This window comes from Brevundimonas aurifodinae (assembly GCF_040195595.1).
GTDB classification, from domain to species: domain Bacteria; phylum Pseudomonadota; class Alphaproteobacteria; order Caulobacterales; family Caulobacteraceae; genus Brevundimonas; species Brevundimonas aurifodinae.
Genome location: NZ_JBEGDD010000001.1, coordinates 419,379 through 436,787, shown reverse-complemented (window position 1 = coordinate 436,787; position 17,409 = coordinate 419,379). Strand labels below are relative to the sequence as shown.

General features: G+C 67.2%; 21 protein-coding genes. 7 read left to right on the top strand and 14 right to left on the bottom strand.

Annotation, left to right across the window (positions count from 1 at the left end; all coding sequences use genetic code 11):
- Positions 1-5: 5 nt before the first annotated feature.
- Genes ABN401_RS02245 through ABN401_RS02235 form a run of 3 tightly spaced genes read right to left on the bottom strand, consistent with a single transcriptional unit; the run spans position 6 to position 1,678 of the window.
- A complete protein-coding gene (locus ABN401_RS02245) occupies positions 6-788 on the bottom strand; it encodes a sulfite exporter TauE/SafE family protein (RefSeq protein WP_349683184.1) in 783 nt (260 codons plus the stop codon).
- A 4-nt stretch (positions 789-792) separates the two neighbouring features.
- Entirely contained in the window at positions 793-1,341 is a 549-nt protein-coding gene (locus ABN401_RS02240; RefSeq protein WP_349683183.1) for a rhodanese family protein, read from the bottom strand.
- Positions 1,342-1,345: 4 nt separating this feature from the next.
- A complete protein-coding gene (locus ABN401_RS02235) occupies positions 1,346-1,678 on the bottom strand; it encodes an ArsR/SmtB family transcription factor (RefSeq protein ID WP_349683182.1) in 333 nt (110 codons plus the stop codon).
- A 70-nt stretch (positions 1,679-1,748) separates the two neighbouring features.
- Between ABN401_RS02235 and ABN401_RS02230 the strand changes: the two genes are divergently transcribed.
- Positions 1,749-2,639, top strand: coding sequence for an MBL fold metallo-hydrolase (locus tag ABN401_RS02230; protein WP_349683181.1), 891 nt, complete (start codon positions 1,749-1,751; stop codon positions 2,637-2,639).
- Here the strand turns inward: ABN401_RS02230 and ABN401_RS02225 are convergent.
- Positions 2,636-3,937, bottom strand: a complete 1,302-nt coding sequence (locus ABN401_RS02225) for a dicarboxylate/amino acid:cation symporter (protein WP_349683180.1) — start codon at positions 3,935-3,937, stop codon at positions 2,636-2,638. The two genes, ABN401_RS02230 and ABN401_RS02225, sit on opposite strands and share 4 nt — an antisense overlap.
- A gap of 53 nt (positions 3,938-3,990) precedes the next feature.
- Between ABN401_RS02225 and ABN401_RS02220 the strand changes: the two genes are divergently transcribed.
- The gene (locus ABN401_RS02220) at positions 3,991-5,652 is read left to right on the top strand and encodes a DNA methyltransferase (RefSeq protein ID WP_349683179.1); all 1,662 of its coding nucleotides are present in this window, start codon (positions 3,991-3,993) and stop codon (positions 5,650-5,652) included.
- Positions 5,653-5,685: 33 nt separating this feature from the next.
- Here ABN401_RS02220 and mnmH read toward each other — a convergent pair whose 3' ends face one another.
- From mnmH to ABN401_RS02200, 4 genes are read right to left on the bottom strand one after another with little or no spacing between them, the layout of a single operon-like run.
- Complete coding sequence (mnmH, locus tag ABN401_RS02215) at positions 5,686-6,738, bottom strand: tRNA 2-selenouridine(34) synthase MnmH (protein WP_349683178.1); 1,053 nt, start codon at positions 6,736-6,738, stop codon at positions 5,686-5,688.
- A complete protein-coding gene (selD, locus tag ABN401_RS02210; RefSeq protein WP_349683177.1) occupies positions 6,735-7,775 on the bottom strand; it encodes a selenide, water dikinase SelD in 1,041 nt (346 codons plus the stop codon). The genes mnmH and selD overlap by 4 nt, the downstream gene beginning before the upstream one ends.
- Positions 7,772-8,188 (bottom strand): type II toxin-antitoxin system VapC family toxin, encoded by a 417-nt coding sequence (locus ABN401_RS02205; RefSeq protein ID WP_349683176.1) that lies wholly within the window; start codon positions 8,186-8,188, stop codon positions 7,772-7,774. The genes selD and ABN401_RS02205 overlap by 4 nt, the downstream gene beginning before the upstream one ends.
- Positions 8,185-8,430 (bottom strand): FitA-like ribbon-helix-helix domain-containing protein, encoded by a 246-nt coding sequence (locus ABN401_RS02200; protein ID WP_349683175.1) that lies wholly within the window; start codon positions 8,428-8,430, stop codon positions 8,185-8,187. The genes ABN401_RS02205 and ABN401_RS02200 overlap by 4 nt, the downstream gene beginning before the upstream one ends.
- 94 nt (positions 8,431-8,524) lie before the next feature.
- Between ABN401_RS02200 and ABN401_RS02195 the strand changes: the two genes are divergently transcribed.
- The 4 genes from ABN401_RS02195 to ABN401_RS02180 all read left to right on the top strand — a co-directional run bounded on the left by ABN401_RS02195 (position 8,525) and on the right by ABN401_RS02180 (position 11,085).
- On the top strand, positions 8,525-9,190 hold the full coding sequence (locus ABN401_RS02195) for a glutathione S-transferase (protein WP_349683174.1): 666 nt from the start codon (positions 8,525-8,527) through the stop codon (positions 9,188-9,190).
- Positions 9,191-9,246: 56 nt separating this feature from the next.
- Positions 9,247-9,465, top strand: a complete 219-nt coding sequence (locus ABN401_RS02190) for a hypothetical protein (RefSeq protein ID WP_349683173.1) — start codon at positions 9,247-9,249, stop codon at positions 9,463-9,465.
- A gap of 163 nt (positions 9,466-9,628) precedes the next feature.
- On the top strand, positions 9,629-10,102 hold the full coding sequence (gene greA, locus ABN401_RS02185; RefSeq protein WP_349683172.1) for a transcription elongation factor GreA: 474 nt from the start codon (positions 9,629-9,631) through the stop codon (positions 10,100-10,102).
- Positions 10,093-11,085, top strand: a complete 993-nt coding sequence (locus ABN401_RS02180; protein WP_349683171.1) for a mitochondrial fission ELM1 family protein — start codon at positions 10,093-10,095, stop codon at positions 11,083-11,085. Before greA ends, ABN401_RS02180 begins: the two co-directional genes overlap by 10 nt.
- On the opposite strand, the gene ABN401_RS02175 is transcribed toward ABN401_RS02180, so the two are convergent.
- Entirely contained in the window at positions 11,082-11,375 is a 294-nt protein-coding gene (locus ABN401_RS02175; protein ID WP_349683170.1) for a glycine zipper domain-containing protein, read from the bottom strand. The two genes, ABN401_RS02180 and ABN401_RS02175, sit on opposite strands and share 4 nt — an antisense overlap.
- Positions 11,376-11,450: 75 nt before the next feature.
- Between ABN401_RS02175 and trxB the strand changes: the two genes are divergently transcribed.
- Positions 11,451-12,458: a thioredoxin-disulfide reductase gene (gene trxB, locus ABN401_RS02170; protein ID WP_349683169.1), complete on the top strand. Its 1,008-nt coding sequence runs from the start codon at positions 11,451-11,453 to the stop codon at positions 12,456-12,458.
- Positions 12,459-12,486: 28 nt separating this feature from the next.
- On the opposite strand, the gene ABN401_RS02165 is transcribed toward trxB, so the two are convergent.
- From ABN401_RS02165 to ABN401_RS02145, 5 genes are all read right to left on the bottom strand, one after another.
- Entirely contained in the window at positions 12,487-13,257 is a 771-nt protein-coding gene (locus ABN401_RS02165; protein ID WP_349683168.1) for a class I SAM-dependent methyltransferase, read from the bottom strand.
- A gap of 193 nt (positions 13,258-13,450) precedes the next feature.
- Entirely contained in the window at positions 13,451-13,858 is a 408-nt protein-coding gene (locus tag ABN401_RS02160; protein WP_349683167.1) for a response regulator, read from the bottom strand.
- A 62-nt stretch (positions 13,859-13,920) separates the two neighbouring features.
- Positions 13,921-15,462, bottom strand: a complete 1,542-nt coding sequence (locus ABN401_RS02155; protein WP_349683166.1) for a sensor histidine kinase — start codon at positions 15,460-15,462, stop codon at positions 13,921-13,923.
- A gap of 84 nt (positions 15,463-15,546) precedes the next feature.
- The gene (locus tag ABN401_RS02150; protein WP_349683165.1) at positions 15,547-16,749 is read right to left on the bottom strand and encodes a cell wall hydrolase; all 1,203 of its coding nucleotides are present in this window, start codon (positions 16,747-16,749) and stop codon (positions 15,547-15,549) included.
- 99 nt (positions 16,750-16,848) lie between these two features.
- Complete coding sequence (locus ABN401_RS02145; RefSeq protein WP_349683164.1) at positions 16,849-17,328, bottom strand: Dps family protein; 480 nt, start codon at positions 17,326-17,328, stop codon at positions 16,849-16,851.
- Positions 17,329-17,409 lie beyond the last annotated feature (81 nt).

Sequence of the window (17,409 nt, the reverse complement as noted above, 5' to 3'; positions counted from 1 at the left end):
GGACCTTAGAGGGCCATGACCGCGCGGATCGCGACATAGACGGCCACAATCAGGATCATGCCGGCGAACAGGCTGCGACCCAGGCCGGCATTGGCACCAAGGCGACGAGCGAGCGGCAGGCCGGCGACCGTGCCGACCACGCCGCCGGCCGTCATGGCGGCGACCAGGCCCGCGTCGACCCAGCCGGACAGGGCGTAGTTGCCGGCGGTCGTCGCCCCAAAGGCCGCGACGCTGAGCAGCGACGTGGCCTGGGCGGTCGCCAGACTCATGCCGGTGGAGGCCATCAGGCCGGGCACGATCAGGAAGCCGCCGCCGATGCCGAAGAAACCTGCGGCCGATCCGACGCCAGCGCCCGCGAGGCCCACGCGCGGCGCGATCGCCAGGTTCAGCCTCGGCTCGGGCCGGACGACCGCCAGGCGCGGGCGAAGCATGGACAGGCCCACGGCGGCCATCGCCACAGCGAAGATCAGCAGCAACTGCTGGCCGTCGATCATCTTGGCCAGCGACGAGCCGATCCAGGCCCCCGCCGCGCCGGTGACGGCGAACAGGGTGGCGCAGGGCCAGCGAACGCGCCCTGCCCGGGCATGGCCGGCCAGAGCCGTCAGGGCGTTCAGCGCGACACCCGCAGCCGAGACCCCGATGGCGACATGGGGATCGGCCACCCCCACGACATAGAGCAGCAGCGGCACGGCCAGAACCGACCCCCCTCCGCCGAACAGCGTCAGGAGAAGGGCGACGACGCCACCACTGAACGCCGCGAGCACGAGGGGCAGGAGATCGGTCGTCATGGCGTCACGCGGCCTTGGCCGTCGAGCCATAGGCGGCGCGGTTCCAGGGCATCACGGCCAGCAGCCGCGCCATACCGCAGAAACCCGTGGCCCCCGCGAAGAACAGGCCCGCGCCCACGAAGGCCGACAGCCCCCAGAAGGCGGGATGAACCACAAGACCGAGCGCGGCGCCCAGCAGGATCAGGCCGCCTGCCGTCATCTGAACCTGGCGCATCAGCTCGATCGGCTTTGACCGGTCGGTCTGGACCGCGAGACCGGCGGCCTTCCAGCCATCCAGTCCGCCCTCCAGCACGAAGGCCTCGCCCGGCACACGAGCCGCGAGGCGCGCACAGTTGACGCCCGTCCGATTGCCCGTGCGGCAGGTGTAGATGATCTGGCGTCCGTCGGGCAGCGCGGTCTGCATCTCCTCGAAGCGCGAGAGGGGGGCGGGGACGGCACCGGGAACGTGCTCGCGCGCGAACTCATCGGGCTCGCGGATATCGACCAGCACGGCGGCGCGAGACTTCAGGCGAGCGGCGACGTCGGCGGGCTTCAGCGGGGTCAGGACTGTCATGGGGTCAGGCTTTCTGCAGAGGGAGCGGAGGACAGTAGATTTCGGCGAGGACGGCGATGACCTTCAGCGCCGCCGGATCGGCAATGCGGTAAAAGATGGTCGTGCCTTGGCGCCGGGTGGCGACCAGGTTCTCGTCCCGCAGGCGAGCGAGGTGCTGGGACAGGGCCGATTGCGACAGGCCGACCAGCGGCAGGAGTTGCCCGACGGACAGTTCGGTCTCGCCCAACTGGCACAGGATCATCAGGCGCTTTTCGTTGGACAGGGCGCGCATGAGGGCGGCCGCGTCACCGGCGGCAGCTTCGAAACGGTCCAGTCCGATGGCTTGGATATCGATCATGTCGGGCAATATATGCGGACTTGCTAAATAAGCAATATCTAATATATTGGGCGTCACAAGGAGCCTTCTCATGACCCACGAGATCACCCCCGAAAGCCCTGTCGTCGAAGGATTCTTCGACCCCGCGACCCACACGGTCACCTACCTGGTCAGCGACCCGGCGACCCGACAAGCGGCTATCATCGACCCGGTACTGGACTATGATCCGGCGGCGGCCCGGACCTCGACCCGCTCCATCGACGCGGTGATGGCCGCCCTGAAGAACCAGGGGCTGACCCTGGCGATGGTGCTGGAGACCCACGCCCACGCCGACCACCTGACCGCCGCCCATCACCTTCGCGAAACCGAGGGTGCGCCCATCGGCATCGGTCAGAAGATCGTGCGGGTTCAGACGACCTTCGCCCCGATGTTCCAGGCCGACGACGTGACGCCGGACGGCGCGGCCTTCGACCGCCTGTATGCCGACGGCGACACCTTTGCCCTCGGTGACCTGACGGTCGAGGTGATGCACACCCCTGGCCACACCCCCGCCTGCGTCAGTTACCGGATCGCCGACGCGGTGTTCGTCGGCGACACCCTGTTCATGCCCGACTACGGCACGGCGCGGACGGATTTCCCGGGCGGGGACGCGCGCACCCTGTACCGCTCGATCCACCGCCTGCTGGCCCTGCCCGAGGAGACGCGGATGTTCGTGGGTCACGACTATCTGCCCCAGGGTCGCACGGAGTTCTGCTTCGAGACCACGGTCGGGCAGCAGAAGGCCGCCAACATCCACGTCGGCCGGGGCGCGAGCGAAGACGTCTTTGTCGCCATGCGAGAGACGCGGGACGCCACCCTGGGTGCCCCGCAGCTGATCCTGCCGTCGCTGCAGGTCAACATACGGGCCGGAGCCCTGCCCCCGCCGGACGCCAGCGGGCGTCGCAGCCTGGTGCTGCCGTTGAACGTCCTGGGCGCGGCCTAGATGCCCGCCGCTGCCTCGGGATCCGCCGAGGCGTCCCGCCCCTCCACGATCCGGGCCGCGGCCATGTCGGCGGTGACGTTGCCGATGGTGCGGAAGATGTCCGGCACCACCTCGACCGCGAGCAGCAGGGGCAGGACCTCCAGCGGCACGCCCATGACAATGCAGATCGGAGCGATGGAGGCGAAGAAGCTGACCTGCCCGGGCAGACCCACGGTGCCGATGCTGATGGCCAGGGCGGCGAGCCCGCCCGCCAGCATGGAGGACATCGTGATCTCGACCCCCGTCAGCCGCGCGACATAGATCACGACCGCCAGATTGGCGACGGTGGAGGTGATGCGGAACACCGCCACCGCCAGCGGCAGGACCAGCCCCGCCGTGGCGGTCGAGACACCCAGATGGCTGACCGAGCGCTCGACCATCACGGGCAGGCAGGCCAGGGAGGACTGGGTCGAGAAGGCGACGACAAGGGCCGGGGCCGTACCGCGCGCGAACCGGCCGAGCCCGATCCGACCCCAGATCACGGCCACGACATAGGTCAGCAGGATCAGGCCGATCAGGGCCAGACAGACCAGGGCGATGTAGTGGCCCAGCACCCCGGCCGCGCCGATGCCGGCCCGCAAACCCACCCCAAAGGCCAGGGCGAAGACGCCCAGCGGCGCCACGGCCAGCACCCACTGCACGATGACGATCATGGTCTGGGCCACGCCCTCGAAGAAGACGGCGACGGGCTGGCGCAGGCGGGTCTCCAGCCGGGTGGTGGCGAAACCGAAGGCGATGGCGAAGACCACGATGGCCAGGATGGCGTCGTCGGCCGCCGCGCGGATCGGGTTGGCGGGAGCCAGGCTGGTCAGGAAGGCCCCGAAGCCTCCGCCGCCGACGCTCTGGGCCACCTCGGCGGCGCCGCCGGGGGGCGCTCCGGCGATCAGGGCGCGGGCCGCCCCCTCGGCGATGGGCCAGATCTCGTGCAGGCCCAGCGACGCGGCGAAGGCATAGATGGTGGCCCCGACCAGCAACACGGCAAAGACGCCGACAGCCTTCAACGCCAGCCGCCCGGTCGCGGCCGCGTCGGCGATGGAGGCGATTCCGGTGACCAGAAGGCTGAACACCAGGGGGATGATCGTCATGCGCAGGGCGTTGAGCCACAGCTGGCCCAGGGCGTCGATCAGGGCGACAGAACCGACGCCGCCGGGAATTCCATAGACCTGGGCCGCGGCCCCCGCCGCCAGCCCTCCGGCCAGGGCGAGCAGCACCCAAAGGCTGAGGGAGGTGAAGACGGCGGCAGTGCGGGAACGGGTCATGAAAGCGACGCTAGCCTTGCCACCGGCGAGAGAACAGGGCGAATGTCCCGGACATGCAGACGCCCGCCGCCAACACCCTGTTCTATGGCGACAACCTGTCGATCCTGCGCGAGCACATCGCGGACGACAGCGTGGACCTGATCTATCTGGACCCGCCGTTCAACTCGAATGCCAACTACAATGTCCTGTTTCGCGCGCCAGGCGGTGAGCAGTCGCAGAGCCAGATCGAGGCGTTCGAGGACACCTGGCACTGGAACGTGTCGGCCGAGCGCGCCTATGCCGAGGTGCTGCAGTCGGGCACCAGCGACGCCGCCAACATGCTGGCGGCCATGCGGTCGTTCCTGGGGACCAACGACATGATGGCGTATCTGGCCATGATGGCGGTGCGGCTGATCGAACTGCACCGGGTGCTGAAACCGACGGGCTCGCTCTATCTCCACTGCGACCCGACGGCGAGCCACTATCTGAAGCTGCTGCTGGACGCGGTGTTCGGGCCGACGAACTATCGAAACGAAATTATCTGGAAGCGTCAGACAGCGCATAGCGACGCCACAAACAAGTTTTCGGACGTCTCCGATGTCATCCTGTTTTATGCCAAAAGCCCGCTATTCAAGTTTAAGCCAGTTCATGTCGCCCATGACCCCGCCTATCTGACGAAGTTCTACAGGCATGACGATGCCGACGGCCGTGGCCCCTACCAACTCGACAACACCACAAGTCCGAATCCGCGTCCCAACATGATGTACGAATGGATGGGCTATCCATTCCCCAGCAAGGGCTGGCGCTATGAGCGCAAGACTATGCAGCGTCTCCACGACGAAGGACGACTGCATTATCCAGTTTTCAAGGATGGAACGCCTGACTACAGCAAGCGCATTCGGCTGAAGCGTTATCTGTCTGAGCAGACGGGCTCGATTGTCACTAATGTTTGGACTGACATAAACCCTCTTCACGCCGGAAGCGCCGAACGCCTCGGCTACCCCACCCAAAAGCCCCTCGCTCTGCTCGAACGCATCCTCGCCGCTTCGTCGAACGAGGGCGACGTCGTGCTCGACCCCTTCTGCGGCTGCGGCACCACGGTCCATGCGGCCCAGAAAATGGGGCGGCGCTGGATCGGCATCGACGTCACCCATCTCGCGGTCGGCCTGATCCAGCGGCGGCTGAGGGACGCCTTCCCCTTGGCCGAGTTCCAGGTGCTGGGCACGCCGCGCGACCTCGGGGCCGCCAGGGCGCTGGCCGAGGCCGACAAGCACCAGTTCCAGCTGTGGGCCCTGTCGATGATCGACAACGCCGTGCCCTACAAGGGCGGACGTAAGGGGGCCGACGGCGGGGTGGACGGCTATGTCTATTTCCAGGTCACGACCGATCGGGGCGAGGGCAAGGGCAACCGCACCGATACCGGCAAGGCCATCGTCTCGATCAAGGGCGGCGGCGTCACCGACAGTCAGGTCAAGGACCTCATCACCACCGTCGATCACGAGGGCGCGCAGATGGGCCTGTTCGTGACCCTGTTGCCCCCCACCAAGCCCATGGTGACCCGCGCCGCCGCCGGCGGCTTCTACGAGGCGGGCGGCCGCACCTATCCCAAGGTCCAGATCCTGACCATCGAACAGCTGTTCGACGGCAAGCGACCCGAGATGCCCTGGCTCGATCCGTCGGTGTTCAAGAAGGCCAAACGCGAGGCCGGGCCGGACAAACAGGGGACATTGCTGTGATCGTCGGGCCCCCGGCGGAACACCAGCGCGCCGTCAGTCCACCTTGATCAGCCCGGCGATCGCCTCCGCCGCCCGGTCGAGATCGGCGTCCGACAGACCTGCCATCTCGACCCGTCCCAACAGGGGCCGCGCCCGGTGAGCGGACTGGCGACGATAGGCCGGGTCATAGTGATCAGCGATGAGGGCGCTGGCGAGGGATTGCGTCTGTCCCGCTCGGGCCAAGGCCTTCCAGGCGGCGACCGTCTCCTTCGAATGATGCGGCGGCAGACGCGACAACGCCGCCTCCAGCGCCTCGGCATCCGACGCGATGTCCGCATAGCTCAAGGCCGAGAAGGCCGCGCGAGCCTCGACCGGGGCGGACAGTTCGATGACCGACGCGGCCCCCATTGCGGCCCACAGGGCGGGCGGGACGGTGCGGGCGCCGATGCGGCTGGACTCGGCCTCGACGACGACGGGGCGCGTCGGATCGAGCCCTTCCAGCGCCGTGAACAGCCGGCTCTCGAACAGCTTCTGCGACGGCTGGGGCCGGTCCTTCAGCGCGCCGAACAGGGAGCCGCGATGTTCCGCCAGACCTTCGAGATCCAGCGTCTGCACACCACGCGCCGCCAACCGTTCCAGCAGAGCCGTCTTGCCCGAGCCGGTGCCCCCGTCGATCAGCACCACCGCCCAGGCCGCCGGGCCGTAGAGCGTCGCCTGCACCCGGCGTCGCCAGGTCATGTAGCCGCCGTCCAGCACCGTGACCGGCCACCCGATCTGGTCCATCACCGCCGCCATGGCCCCCGACCTCTGGCCGCCGCGCCAGCAGTGGACCAGGGGCCGGAACGAACCGTCGCGATCGGCGAGCGCATCGTCGAGATGGATGGCGATGTTGCGGGCGACCTTGGCGGCACCCAGGCGGCGGGCCAGGAACTTCGATCGCTGGACGTAGATGGTGCCGATCTCGGCGCGTTCCACGTCATCGAGAACCGGCAGGTTGATCGCTCCGGGAATGTGGTCGTGGGCGAACTCGCACGGGCTGCGGACGTCGATGATGGCGTCGAAGCGCGCGCGGGCGGCGGCGGACAGATCGGTCGTGCGCCGGATCAAGCGACCCGCACTCCGTTGCCCGGCACCACCCGACCAACGACGGCGGCCTGGTCGAAGCCGGCGGCCCGGATCATGGCGAGCACCTCATCGGAGGCGTCCTTCGCCACGCTGACCAGCAATCCGCCCGAAGTCTGCGGATCGGTCAGGAGATCACGTCGCCAGTCTTCGAACCCGCCCGGCAGGGCCACCCCCGCGCCATAGCTGGCCCAGTTCCGCCCAGAGGCCCCCGTCCGGACACCGTCGCGGGCCAAGGCCTCGACACCAGACAGCAGCGGGACGGCGTCAGCCTCGATCTCAACCGCCAGACCCGACCCGCGCGCCATCTCCAGCGCGTGGCCCAGCAGGCCGAAGCCCGTTACGTCGGTCAACGCATGGACCGTGTCCAGCTCTGCCAGATCGGCGCCGACGCGGTTGAGCCGGGTGGTCGAGGCGATCATGGCCGCATAGCCCTCCTCGACCAGCCGCCCCTGCTTGTAGGCCGCGCTCATGACCCCGACGCCGAGCGCCTTGGTCAGGATCAGGACGTCGCCGTCCCGTGCGCCCCTGTTGGTGCGGACGCGGTCGGGATGGACGAGGCCCAGGGCCACCAACCCATAGATCGGCTCGACGCTGTCGATGGAGTGGCCGCCCGCGACGGGAATGCCCGCCTCGCCGCAGACGCTGGCCCCACCCGCCAGAATGCGGCCGATCGTGTCGGTGGACAGGACGCCCACCGGCATGCCGACCAGGGCCAGTGCCAGGATCGGCCGACCGCCCATGGCATAGACGTCGGACAGGGCGTTGGTCGCCGCGATCCGGCCGAAGTCGAACGGGTCGTCCACCACCGGCATGAAGAAGTCCGTGGTCGCTACCAGGGCCTGCTGGTCGTTCAGGCGCCACACTGCGGCGTCATCGCTGGTCTCGGTGCCGACCATCAGATCGGCGAAGGTCGCCGCCTGGGGCATGGCCGCCAGGATGTCGCGCAGCACCCCCGGCGAAAGCTTGCATCCACAGCCGCCGCCATGGGCCAGCGAGGTCAGGCGAGGTTCGGAGGTCATGGAACGAAGTCGGCCAGGGAAACGATATGCGCCGACAAGTCAGGCCTACCTCCCACGGCCTCCACGAACGCCTCGTCCGCCGTGAGCAGGCGGCAACCCCGATCGAGCGCCAACGCCAGGAACAGGCAGTCGTAAAGCGGATGGCTCAATCCGATCGCCAGTTCCAGGGCAATGGGGAGCAGCGGCCCGGTCGGCACATCGCGCACCGGTGCCTGTGACAGAACCTGCAGGTAATGGGCGGCCTCGTCTGGCGTGATCTCACCCCTCCTGACGGATTTGCGCAAGCCGTTGCCCGCTTCCACCCGCCAGAAGTCCGGCGCGGTCAGAGCCAGGGCCATGATCGTGCGCGCGCGGTCGCTTCCCGCCTCGTTCAGCACCCATTTCAGAGCGACCGAGGTGTCGAGAACGATCAAGACTCGTCGCGCATTTCGCGAACGAGGACTTCAGAGGGCGTGAACGTACGGCCCGTCTGCTGCTCATGGATCGCATCGATCATGGCGCGAAACCGATCGACCTGCCTCATCCGTTCGGCCTCCAGAGCGTCTTCCAGCAAGGCGCGATGCTCGGCCTCGACGCTTCGCTGGTTGGCGGCGGCGCGCCGCTTCAGCGCCTCCACCGTATCGTCGCTGATGTTCCGCACGAGCAACTGGGCCATGACGGCACGATATCATGCGCTATCGCCGTTCTCAACCCTTGCCCGCCCCGGCGTCAACTCCGCTATGGTGACCCTTCGTCCTCGGAGGCCACCCATGATCGTCGTCCATCACCTGAACAACTCTCGCTCCCAGCGCGTGCTGTGGCTGCTCGAGGAGATGGGCGTCGACTATGAGGTCAAGCGCTACGAGCGTGACGCGGCGACCATGCTGGCCCCACCGGAACTCAGAGCCATCCATCCGCTGGGCAAGTCACCCGTGATCCAGGACGGAGACATCCTTGTCGCCGAGACAGGGGCCATTGTGGAGTATCTGCTGGACAGCCACGCGGGCCACGGCCTTCGCCCCCAGCCCGGCACGGCGGACGGGCGTCGCTTCACCTACTGGCTGCATTATGCCGAGGGCTCGGCGATGACGCCGCTGCTGCTGAAGCTGATCTTCGGGGCCCTCCCGACCCGGTCGCCCGGGCTGGTCCGGCCGATCGTCAAGGCGATCTCCGGCAAGGCGCAGAGCGGCTTCATCGATCCGCAGATCGCATCCCACACCGCCTATTGGGAAGCCGAGCTGACCAGGTCGCCGTGGTTCGCCGGGGACCGGTTCAGCGCCGCAGACATCATGATGAGCTTTCCATTGGAGGCCGCGTCCAGCCGTGCGCCGTATGGCCCTGACAAGCCCCGGCTCAAGGCTTTCCTCCAGACCATCCACGCCCGCCCGGCCTATCAGCGGGCGCTGGAACGGGGCGGACCCTACGCCTACGCCTGAGAGCTCTCCGTTGAACTCGGGACAGATCGGCGCGTTGGGAACCCATGCGCCCACGAATGTCTCACATCGCCTCCGGCCTGGCCGCCGCCGTCCTTCTGCTCATCGTCTTCATGGCGGCAGGCGTCGTCGTGGTGGCGGCCCTGGCTGCCGCCATCGCGGCCGGCCTGATCTCCCTGATCGCCTATCGGGTGGCCCGAGGGGCCCTGGCGCGGGCGGGGCAAGAGCGGCGGATCGCGCAGGACACCCAGCCCGCCGTGCCGCCGCCGGCCGCCTGACATCGGACGCGGGGTTGAGTTCCGGGCGAGTTCGCCCTAGCTTCTTCGGCCGGTCGCGCGCGCCCAGCGACCGCAGTGTTCCCGTAAATCGTCTTTCCCAGTCCTTCTCCAGACAGCCGGCTTTTCCGGATGTCCGGGCGACAACCAAGAAAATCACGACCACATGGAAAAAGTGCCCATGACGTCCGAGGGCTATCGCACCCTCGACGCCCAGCTCAAGCAATTGAAGTCCGTGGAGCGGCCCAGCGTCATCGCCGCCATTTCGGAAGCGCGTGAGCACGGAGATCTGTCCGAAAACGCCGAGTATCACGCCGCCAAGGAGCGGCAGGGCTGGATCGAAGGTCAGATCGCCGAGATCGAGGACAAGATCAGCCGCGCCCAGGTCATCGACGTGTCCAAGCTGGACGGCGACCAGGTCAAGTTCGGCGCCACCGTGACCGTGGTCGACGAGGACACCGAGGAAGAGGGTCGCTACCAGATCGTCGGTGAGCACGAGGCCGATGTGAAGCAGGGCAAGATTTCCATCGCCTCGCCGATCGCACGGGCGATGATCTCCAAGGAGGTCGGCGACGTGGTCGAGGTCAATACCCCCGGCGGGGTCAAGGCCTACGAAATCCTCAAGGTCGAGTGGAAGTAGGCGCCGGCCCCCTCTCCATCCGCGTCGTCACAGACGGCCGGGCGGGCATCGAGAACCAGGCCCTGGGCCTGGCCGAGGCCGTCGCCCGGTTGACCCCTGCCACGATAGACGTTCGCCGCGTCCAATGGCGGCCGGCGTTCGACTGGCTACCGGTCGCGCTCAAGGCCCCCGGAATGCTGGACGCCTCGTCCAACCTGTCCCTGCCCAAACACGGCGAGCCGTGGCCGGACCTGTGGATCGCCGCCGGACGCGCCAGCCTGCCGCTCTCACTGGCCGCCAGAAAGCGGAGCGGCGGGCGCACCTTCGTCGTCCAGGTCCAGGACCCGCGCATGGACCCCGACCGCTTCGACCAGGTCGTGGCACCGGCCCACGACGGCCTGACCGGTCCCAATGTGGTCAGCGTCACCGGTTCGCCCCATCGCATCACCGCCGAGGCCCTGGGCGAAGCCGGCCCAGCCTTTGCCGCCCTGCTGGGGCCTCTGCCTCGCCCGCGCGTGGCAGCGCTGATCGGGGGGCGGTCCAGGGTCTTTGACCTGACGGCCGATCATGCGGTCGTGCTGGCCAACAGGATCGCGGGGGCGGTCGAGGGGGCGGGCGGATCGCTGATGCTGACCTTTTCGCGGCGCACCCCAGAGGCGGCCGAGAGAGTGATGCGTGACCGTCTGTGCGGTATTCCAGGCCTGATCTGGGACGGCGAAGGCGCGAACCCCCTGTTCGCCATACTGCATTTCGCCGACCACATTCTGGTCACCGAGGACAGCGCGAACATGGCGGCCGAGGCGGCCTCGACGGGCAAGCCCGTCCACATCCTGCCGATGGTGGCGCTGAGACCGCCTGGCAAGTTCGCGCGGCTGCATGCCGACCTGCGCGAACGGGGGGCGTCGCGGCCGTTCGACGGCCGGCTGGAGACCTGGACCTACGAGCCTCTCGCCGAGACGGCCCGCGCGGCGCGCGCCGTGCTCCAGGCCATGACGCAGACCTAGTCGCCGCCGCCGCCGTCGCCGCCGCCATCCGATCCGCTGTCGTTGTCGCCGTGATTGTCCTTGCCGCTGCGCCCGCCCCCGTCGCCGATATAGGCTCCGGACGACCCGTCGCCGCCCTCCCGGCTTCGGCCCTTCTTCTTTTGCCCGGCGTCCAGCGACGCCCCGATGGCGACGCCGAGCGCGAGGCCCACGGCGATGCCGATGGGCAGGTTGCCCAAGGCCACGCCCATACCCGCGCCTATGGCCACGCCCAGCGCGATGCCGACCCCGATGTAACTGCGTCCTGACATGATCTCTGTATCTCCCGAAGCGCGTGCGGCGAACCTACCATCGCATCGACGGGAATCAGCGACTAGATAGGTGTCATGACCAGTCTCAGAACCACGCGCGTCGCCATCATCGGATCCGGCCCAGCCGGCTGGACGGCCGCCATCTATGCCGCGCGCGCCAGCCTGAACCCGATCGTCATCGCCGGCATCCAGCCGGGCGGACAGCTGACCATCACCACCGACGTCGAGAACTATCCCGGCTTCGCCGAGACCATCCAGGGACCCTGGTTGATGGAGCAGATGAGACACCAGGCCCTGCACGTCGGCACCGAGATCATCGAGGACATCGTCACCGCCTGCGACCTGTCGCAACGGCCCTTCCGCCTGACGCTGGATTCCGGCGCGGAAATCCTGGCCGAGACCGTCATCATCTCGACCGGGGCCCAGGCCAAGTGGCTGGGTCTGGAATCGGAGGCCCGCTATCAGGGCTTCGGCGTGTCCGCCTGCGCGACCTGCGACGGCTTTTTCTATCGCGGCAAGGAGGTCGTGGTGGTCGGCGGCGGCAACACCGCCGTCGAGGAGGCGCTGTTCCTGACCAACTTCGCCGCCAAGGTGACCGTGGTGCACAGGAAGGACGAGTTCCGCGCCGAGAAGATCCTGCAGGACCGGCTGTTCGCCAATCCGAAGATCGAGGTGGTCTGGAACCACCAGGTCGACGAGATCCTGGGCCAAAGCGACGGCGTGGCCTCCAATGTCACCGGGGTCCGGCTGAAGCACGCCCAGACAGGCGCGCCGCACGAGCGGGCCTGCGACGGCGTCTTCATCGCCATCGGCCATGCGCCGTCGTCGGAGCTGTTCCAGGGCCAGTTGGAGACCAAGGCCGGCGGCTATCTGGTGGTCAAGCCGGGCACGACCCAGACCAACGTCGAGGGCGTCTATGCCGCCGGCGACGTCACCGACGACGTCTACCGCCAGGCGGTGACGGCGGCCGGCATGGGCTGCATGGCGGCGCTGGAGGTCTCACGCCTGCTGGCGGAGGAAGACCACGCCCGCGCCCACAACCCGATCAGCCACCGCGAGGCCGAGAAGATCGGGGCCTGGTGAAGGTCAGCGATCGATATGTCGACCACGATCAGGCATCGGGCCGAAGATCGAACTTCTGCGTGCGGATCAGGCCGGCATCTGCGACGCCCACCTGGTGTCCAGGAAGTTCGAGAACGACCTGCATCTGATCGGGGGCGAAGGAGAAGGGGGGCCGTTCGACATAAAGCCCTGATCCACTCGCGAGGCGGATCCCTCCGCCATGCACCTTGTCGACGTTCGGGGCATTCATTTTAGAATGAGAAGGCACATGTTCAGTAATTAGAACGATCTTGTACTGGTTCAACTTTGACAGAACTTTTGACACCTGTTCGTTCGACAGGTGCTGCAAGACTTGCCTCACAAGACAGACATCTCCATCCGGCAGATCATCATCGACGATGTCGAGGCAGCGGAATTTTACATTCGGACCCGAATACTGCGACTGGAGATGCTGAACGAGCTGTGGAACGACATCGACGCCGGAATAGCTGTCGCAAGACGCGAGAACGTGCCGCCCGATCTGAAAGTCCCCGCAACCCAGATCCACGACACGCCGCTGGCCCGCGGGCATATCCGCCAGAACCCGCGACACCAGCCCCACATAGGGTTCGACGATGGAGGCGGTGTGCGATCCCGTTCCGGAGTGGAACACGCCGCGCTGCCCGCCCCAAAGGCCCTTCGAGTAGATCTCGGAGAAGACGGCCTGCGGTGATCGATCGAGGTTGCGCGCATCGTAAATCTTGCGCCGAACCAGTCCGTAGATTTCGACCAGGCCCGGTGGGGCAATCTTTCTTGCGAAACGCCGCGCCTGGGTGATCATAGATCGAGCCCATAAAGCGAACGGGGACATCGTCAACAGAGTCTCGTTCGCTGAACACCGAAGCGTGGCTCGTGTGTCGCGCTTCACACAGGCCAAGCATTGATCGTCTGAACGCTTGGACCATCAAACAATCCGGCGACGCGGTTGAAAACCTGGCTCAAGCAGGCGAATGGCGTCGCCTCACCGACAGGGCTCAACCAAACAGCTGTAGCTCTGGCGGCGCGTACTCGACCGGCACCCCCTGTCGGCGACGCAAGGCGTAATCGACCGCCGTCTGCACCGCGCGTTCGTCTGTGGGCTTGGTCAGCACGCCGACCGTGCCGGCCACGCCGTCGCGCACCATGCCGGGGTTGGCCGTCATGAACAGCACAGTGACGCCCATGTCCTGGCCCAGTTCGCGACCCAGATCGATGCCCGTAGGACCGTCCGAGAGATGGATGTCGACGAGCGCCAAATCCACTTGGGTTTCGGCCGCCATCTCGCGCGCCGTGCGCGCATCGGCCACGGTTCCGATCACCTCATGACCCAGGTCCTCCAGCACGAAGCGGAGTTCCATGGCCACCAGGGCCTCGTCCTCGATGATCAGGATACGCGCAGTCATGGCCTTTTCAGTTCTGGTGTCGATGTCTGTACGGTAGCGAACGCAAGCGAGGCTGTTTCGTTTCAGCCGGTCTTCAGGGCGGCCCTGCGACGCGACAGCGCAGTCGCGGGCAGGTCGGCCTCCACAACCAAACCCCCTGGCAGCCATCGACGTTCCAGTCTGCCGCCCAATTGTCCCTCGACGGACAGTGTCGCCAGCGAAGAGCCGAACCCCGCCCGGGTAGGCTCTCCGGCCACGGAGGGGCCTCCAGTCTCCGACCATGTCAGAATGAAGCGATCTCCCGCGTTGCGCGTCTGCAACAGGACGCGACCCTGGGGCGTCGAAAGCGCGCCGTATTTGGCGGCATTGGTGGCCAACTCGTGAAACAGCAACGCCACCGAGGTCGCCGCCTGGTCGTCGAAAGTCGCGTCGTCACCGTCGATGATCACCCGCGACATGCCTGCGTCATCCGCATAGGGCTTGAACAGAGCGGTCAGGAAGGTGTGCAGGGTAGTGTCGCCCACCGTGGGCCTCGACACCTCGGAATGGGGTCGGACGAACTCGTGCGCGCGAGCCAGGGCGTTGATGCGGTTGCGAACTGCGCCAGCGAAGGTCTTGGCCTCCGGATGCTCGCGCGCGGACAGGGCGATCAAGGCCGACACGACGGCAAAGATGTTCTTGATGCGGTGGCTAAGCTCCTGGCTCAGCAGGTCCTTGCCCTGCTCCATCCGCTTGAGATCGTCGATATCGGTGCAAGTGCCGAACCAGCGGGTGATCTTGCCGTCGGCATCGCGGATCGGCGTCGCCCGGCCGAGCGTCCAGCGGTAGATGCCATCGTTGCGGCGTAACCGATATTCTATCTCGTACAGCTCGCCCGTGGCCAAGGATTCCTGCCAGCGCGCCCATGCCCGCGCGCGATCCTCGGGATGGAACATCCCGTTCCAGCCTTCGCCATCCGTCGAGCCGGGGGGCACGCCGGTGAACTCGTACCACCGGGCATTGTAGTAGTCGTGGAAGCCGTCAGGCAGGGTCGACCAGACCATCTGAGGCATGGAATCGGCGATGGCGCGGAATTTCGCCTCGCTTTCAGCCAGGGCCTGGACCCCCTCCTCGCGCTCCCGGATGGCGCGGCGCAACTCGAACTGGGCCATCACCTGGCGCGACAGCACCTCGAGCATGCGATTCTGAAGCTCTGTGACACCCTTGGGTCGCGGCTGAACGTCGTGGACGCACAGGGCCCCCAGCGCCATGCCCTCGGGCGTGCGCAGCACCCTGCCGGCATAAAAGCGCAGATGAGGCTCGCCGGTGACCAGCGGATTGTCGGCGAAGCGAGGATCGGCGAGGGCGTCCGGAACGACGAGTTGGTCCTGAGCGCCGGCGATCGCGTGGGCGCAGAACGAAACCTCCCTCGAGCTCCCGGTCATTCCCGACGTGCCCAGCGCCGCCTTGAACCAGGCGCGGTCCGCATCGACGAGATTGACGAGGGCGATAGGCGCGTCGAAAGCCTCGGCCAGCAACAGGGCGATGTCGTCGAACGCCTGTTCCGATCCGGTGTCGAGAATCCCGTACGCCTCTAGCGCCTTCAGGCGCTCGGCTTCGTTGGCGGGCAGATCAGGTGCAGGCACTTAGGGCTCCAAGCGGGGCCGTGAGCCCGACCGATGATTAATGCTCGAGCTTGAAAGCCGTTGCACGACGCGGTGAGGGTCAGCTCACGAGGCCGGCCGGCCTACTTCTTCCACCGACATGGGCACGACGCCGGGCGCGGGGGTGACCGGTGCTGCAGGCGCAGGCGCTTCGAAGGCCGAAAGGCGAGCGTTGATGGCGGCGATCTCATCGGTCGTCGGCGGGCGCCGGCCACCCAGGCTGGCGACGCCGACAACGCGGGTCTGGCCCTCGAACTCCACCGTTCTCAGGTTCGCTCCGCCGTCGGCCAGGATCTGGGCATCTGAAGCGTCGAGATCAGCCAGTTGGGTCTCCGGGGCGCGCAAGCGCGGTCGGGCGAAGCGCGCCTCGTCGATGACGGGCTCTCGCCCGGAGTACGGACGACCGAACGCGGCAGTCTCTCCCGCCAGACCCTTCCAGCGATAGAAGATATGGGCCCCGATCTGGGTGATCTTGGCCAGGGTCGGCGACCACCAGGGATGCACATAGTCGGCGTGATAATGGGTCGCGGTCCCGACGTCCGCGGCGACATGCCCGGCCAGCGCCCGCTCGGCCACCACCCGGGCGCGATTCCACGCCCAGGCGACCGGCTGCTGTGACAGCGATCCGTCGCAGGTGAAGCTGAACTGGCATCCGGTGACGCGCTCGGCCCCTTCGAACACCACGCCGCACACCGAGTTGGCGTAGTTGGGATCGCGCACGCGGTTCAGGATCACCTGAGCGACGGCTTCCTGACCCTTGGTGCTCTCGAGGGCGGCCTCGTAATAGATGCCCTGGGTCAGGCAGCGCAGGGCCCTCGCGCGGTCGGCAGGGGTGGCGGGGTCGAAGACGAAGGGGCGGGCGGGCCGAAGCGCGCCCATCGCAGCCGGCATGGCCGCGTTCAGCCGCTGAGCATCCCGTCCGCTGGCCCCAAGTTCGAATCCAGGCTTGCCCGCCAGCGTCAGGCTTTCCCAGCCGGGCGTCAGGCCGAGCGGGGCGGCCTGGGGATCATTGGGATCGAAACGCGTCGCTACAGCCAGCTGCGCCGCATCCATCCGCCCTGACAGGATGGCCAACCCGCGCGCGGACATATCACCGCCGGTCAGCCGGGCAATGGCCTCAGCGGTCCGCTCCACTTCAGGCCGAACGCCGGAACTCGCCGCCATGGCAACGCCCAGCGCCGCGAGCGCCGCGGGGGCGGCGGCCAACAGCCGACGCCCGGGAAGCTGATCGCGCAGCCAGTCGACGACCTTGACGGGGTGCAGATGCATTCAGGCTTCATCTTCGCGGCGCTGTGCGCCCGGGGATGGGCCACCTAACGCGGATTCACGGCCATTTTCGGACAGGCGCTTGTGATCGCCTTCCTTAGGCTAGCGACCGCCGAGGGTCGAGCGAAGCATCCAGGCGAACTTCTCGTGCGCGCCGAGACGCTGGGTCAGGAGGTCGACCGTCACGTCGTCGCCGTCATCGTCGGCGGACGTCAGGGCCGCTCGGCAGGTGGCGATGACCGTCTCGTGGTCCTTCATCAGCTCCTTCAGCATGGCCGTGGCATCCTTGTCGGGATCACCGTCCTTGATGGAGGTCAGATTGGCGAAGGTCGAGTAGCCCTGCGGAGCATACTCGCCCAGCGCGCGGATGCGCTCGGCGATCTCGTCCAGGGCTTCCCAGATGTCACGGTACTGCTGTTCCAACAGGTTGTGCAGCGTGAAGAATTCGGGGCCCCGGACGTTCCAGTGATAGCCGTGGGTCTTCATATAGACGGCGAAGCTGTCGGCGAGGACCTTGGTCAGCTCGCGCGCCACGTCCACGCGTTCGGCCTTGGTCAGCCCGGTATCGATGGTGGTGGTCATGGGTCGCTCCTTGAGTGGGATGGGCTATGGCGTCAGGTAGGCATTTGCCACCGGCCCGCCAACCCCGATGCGGGGTATGCG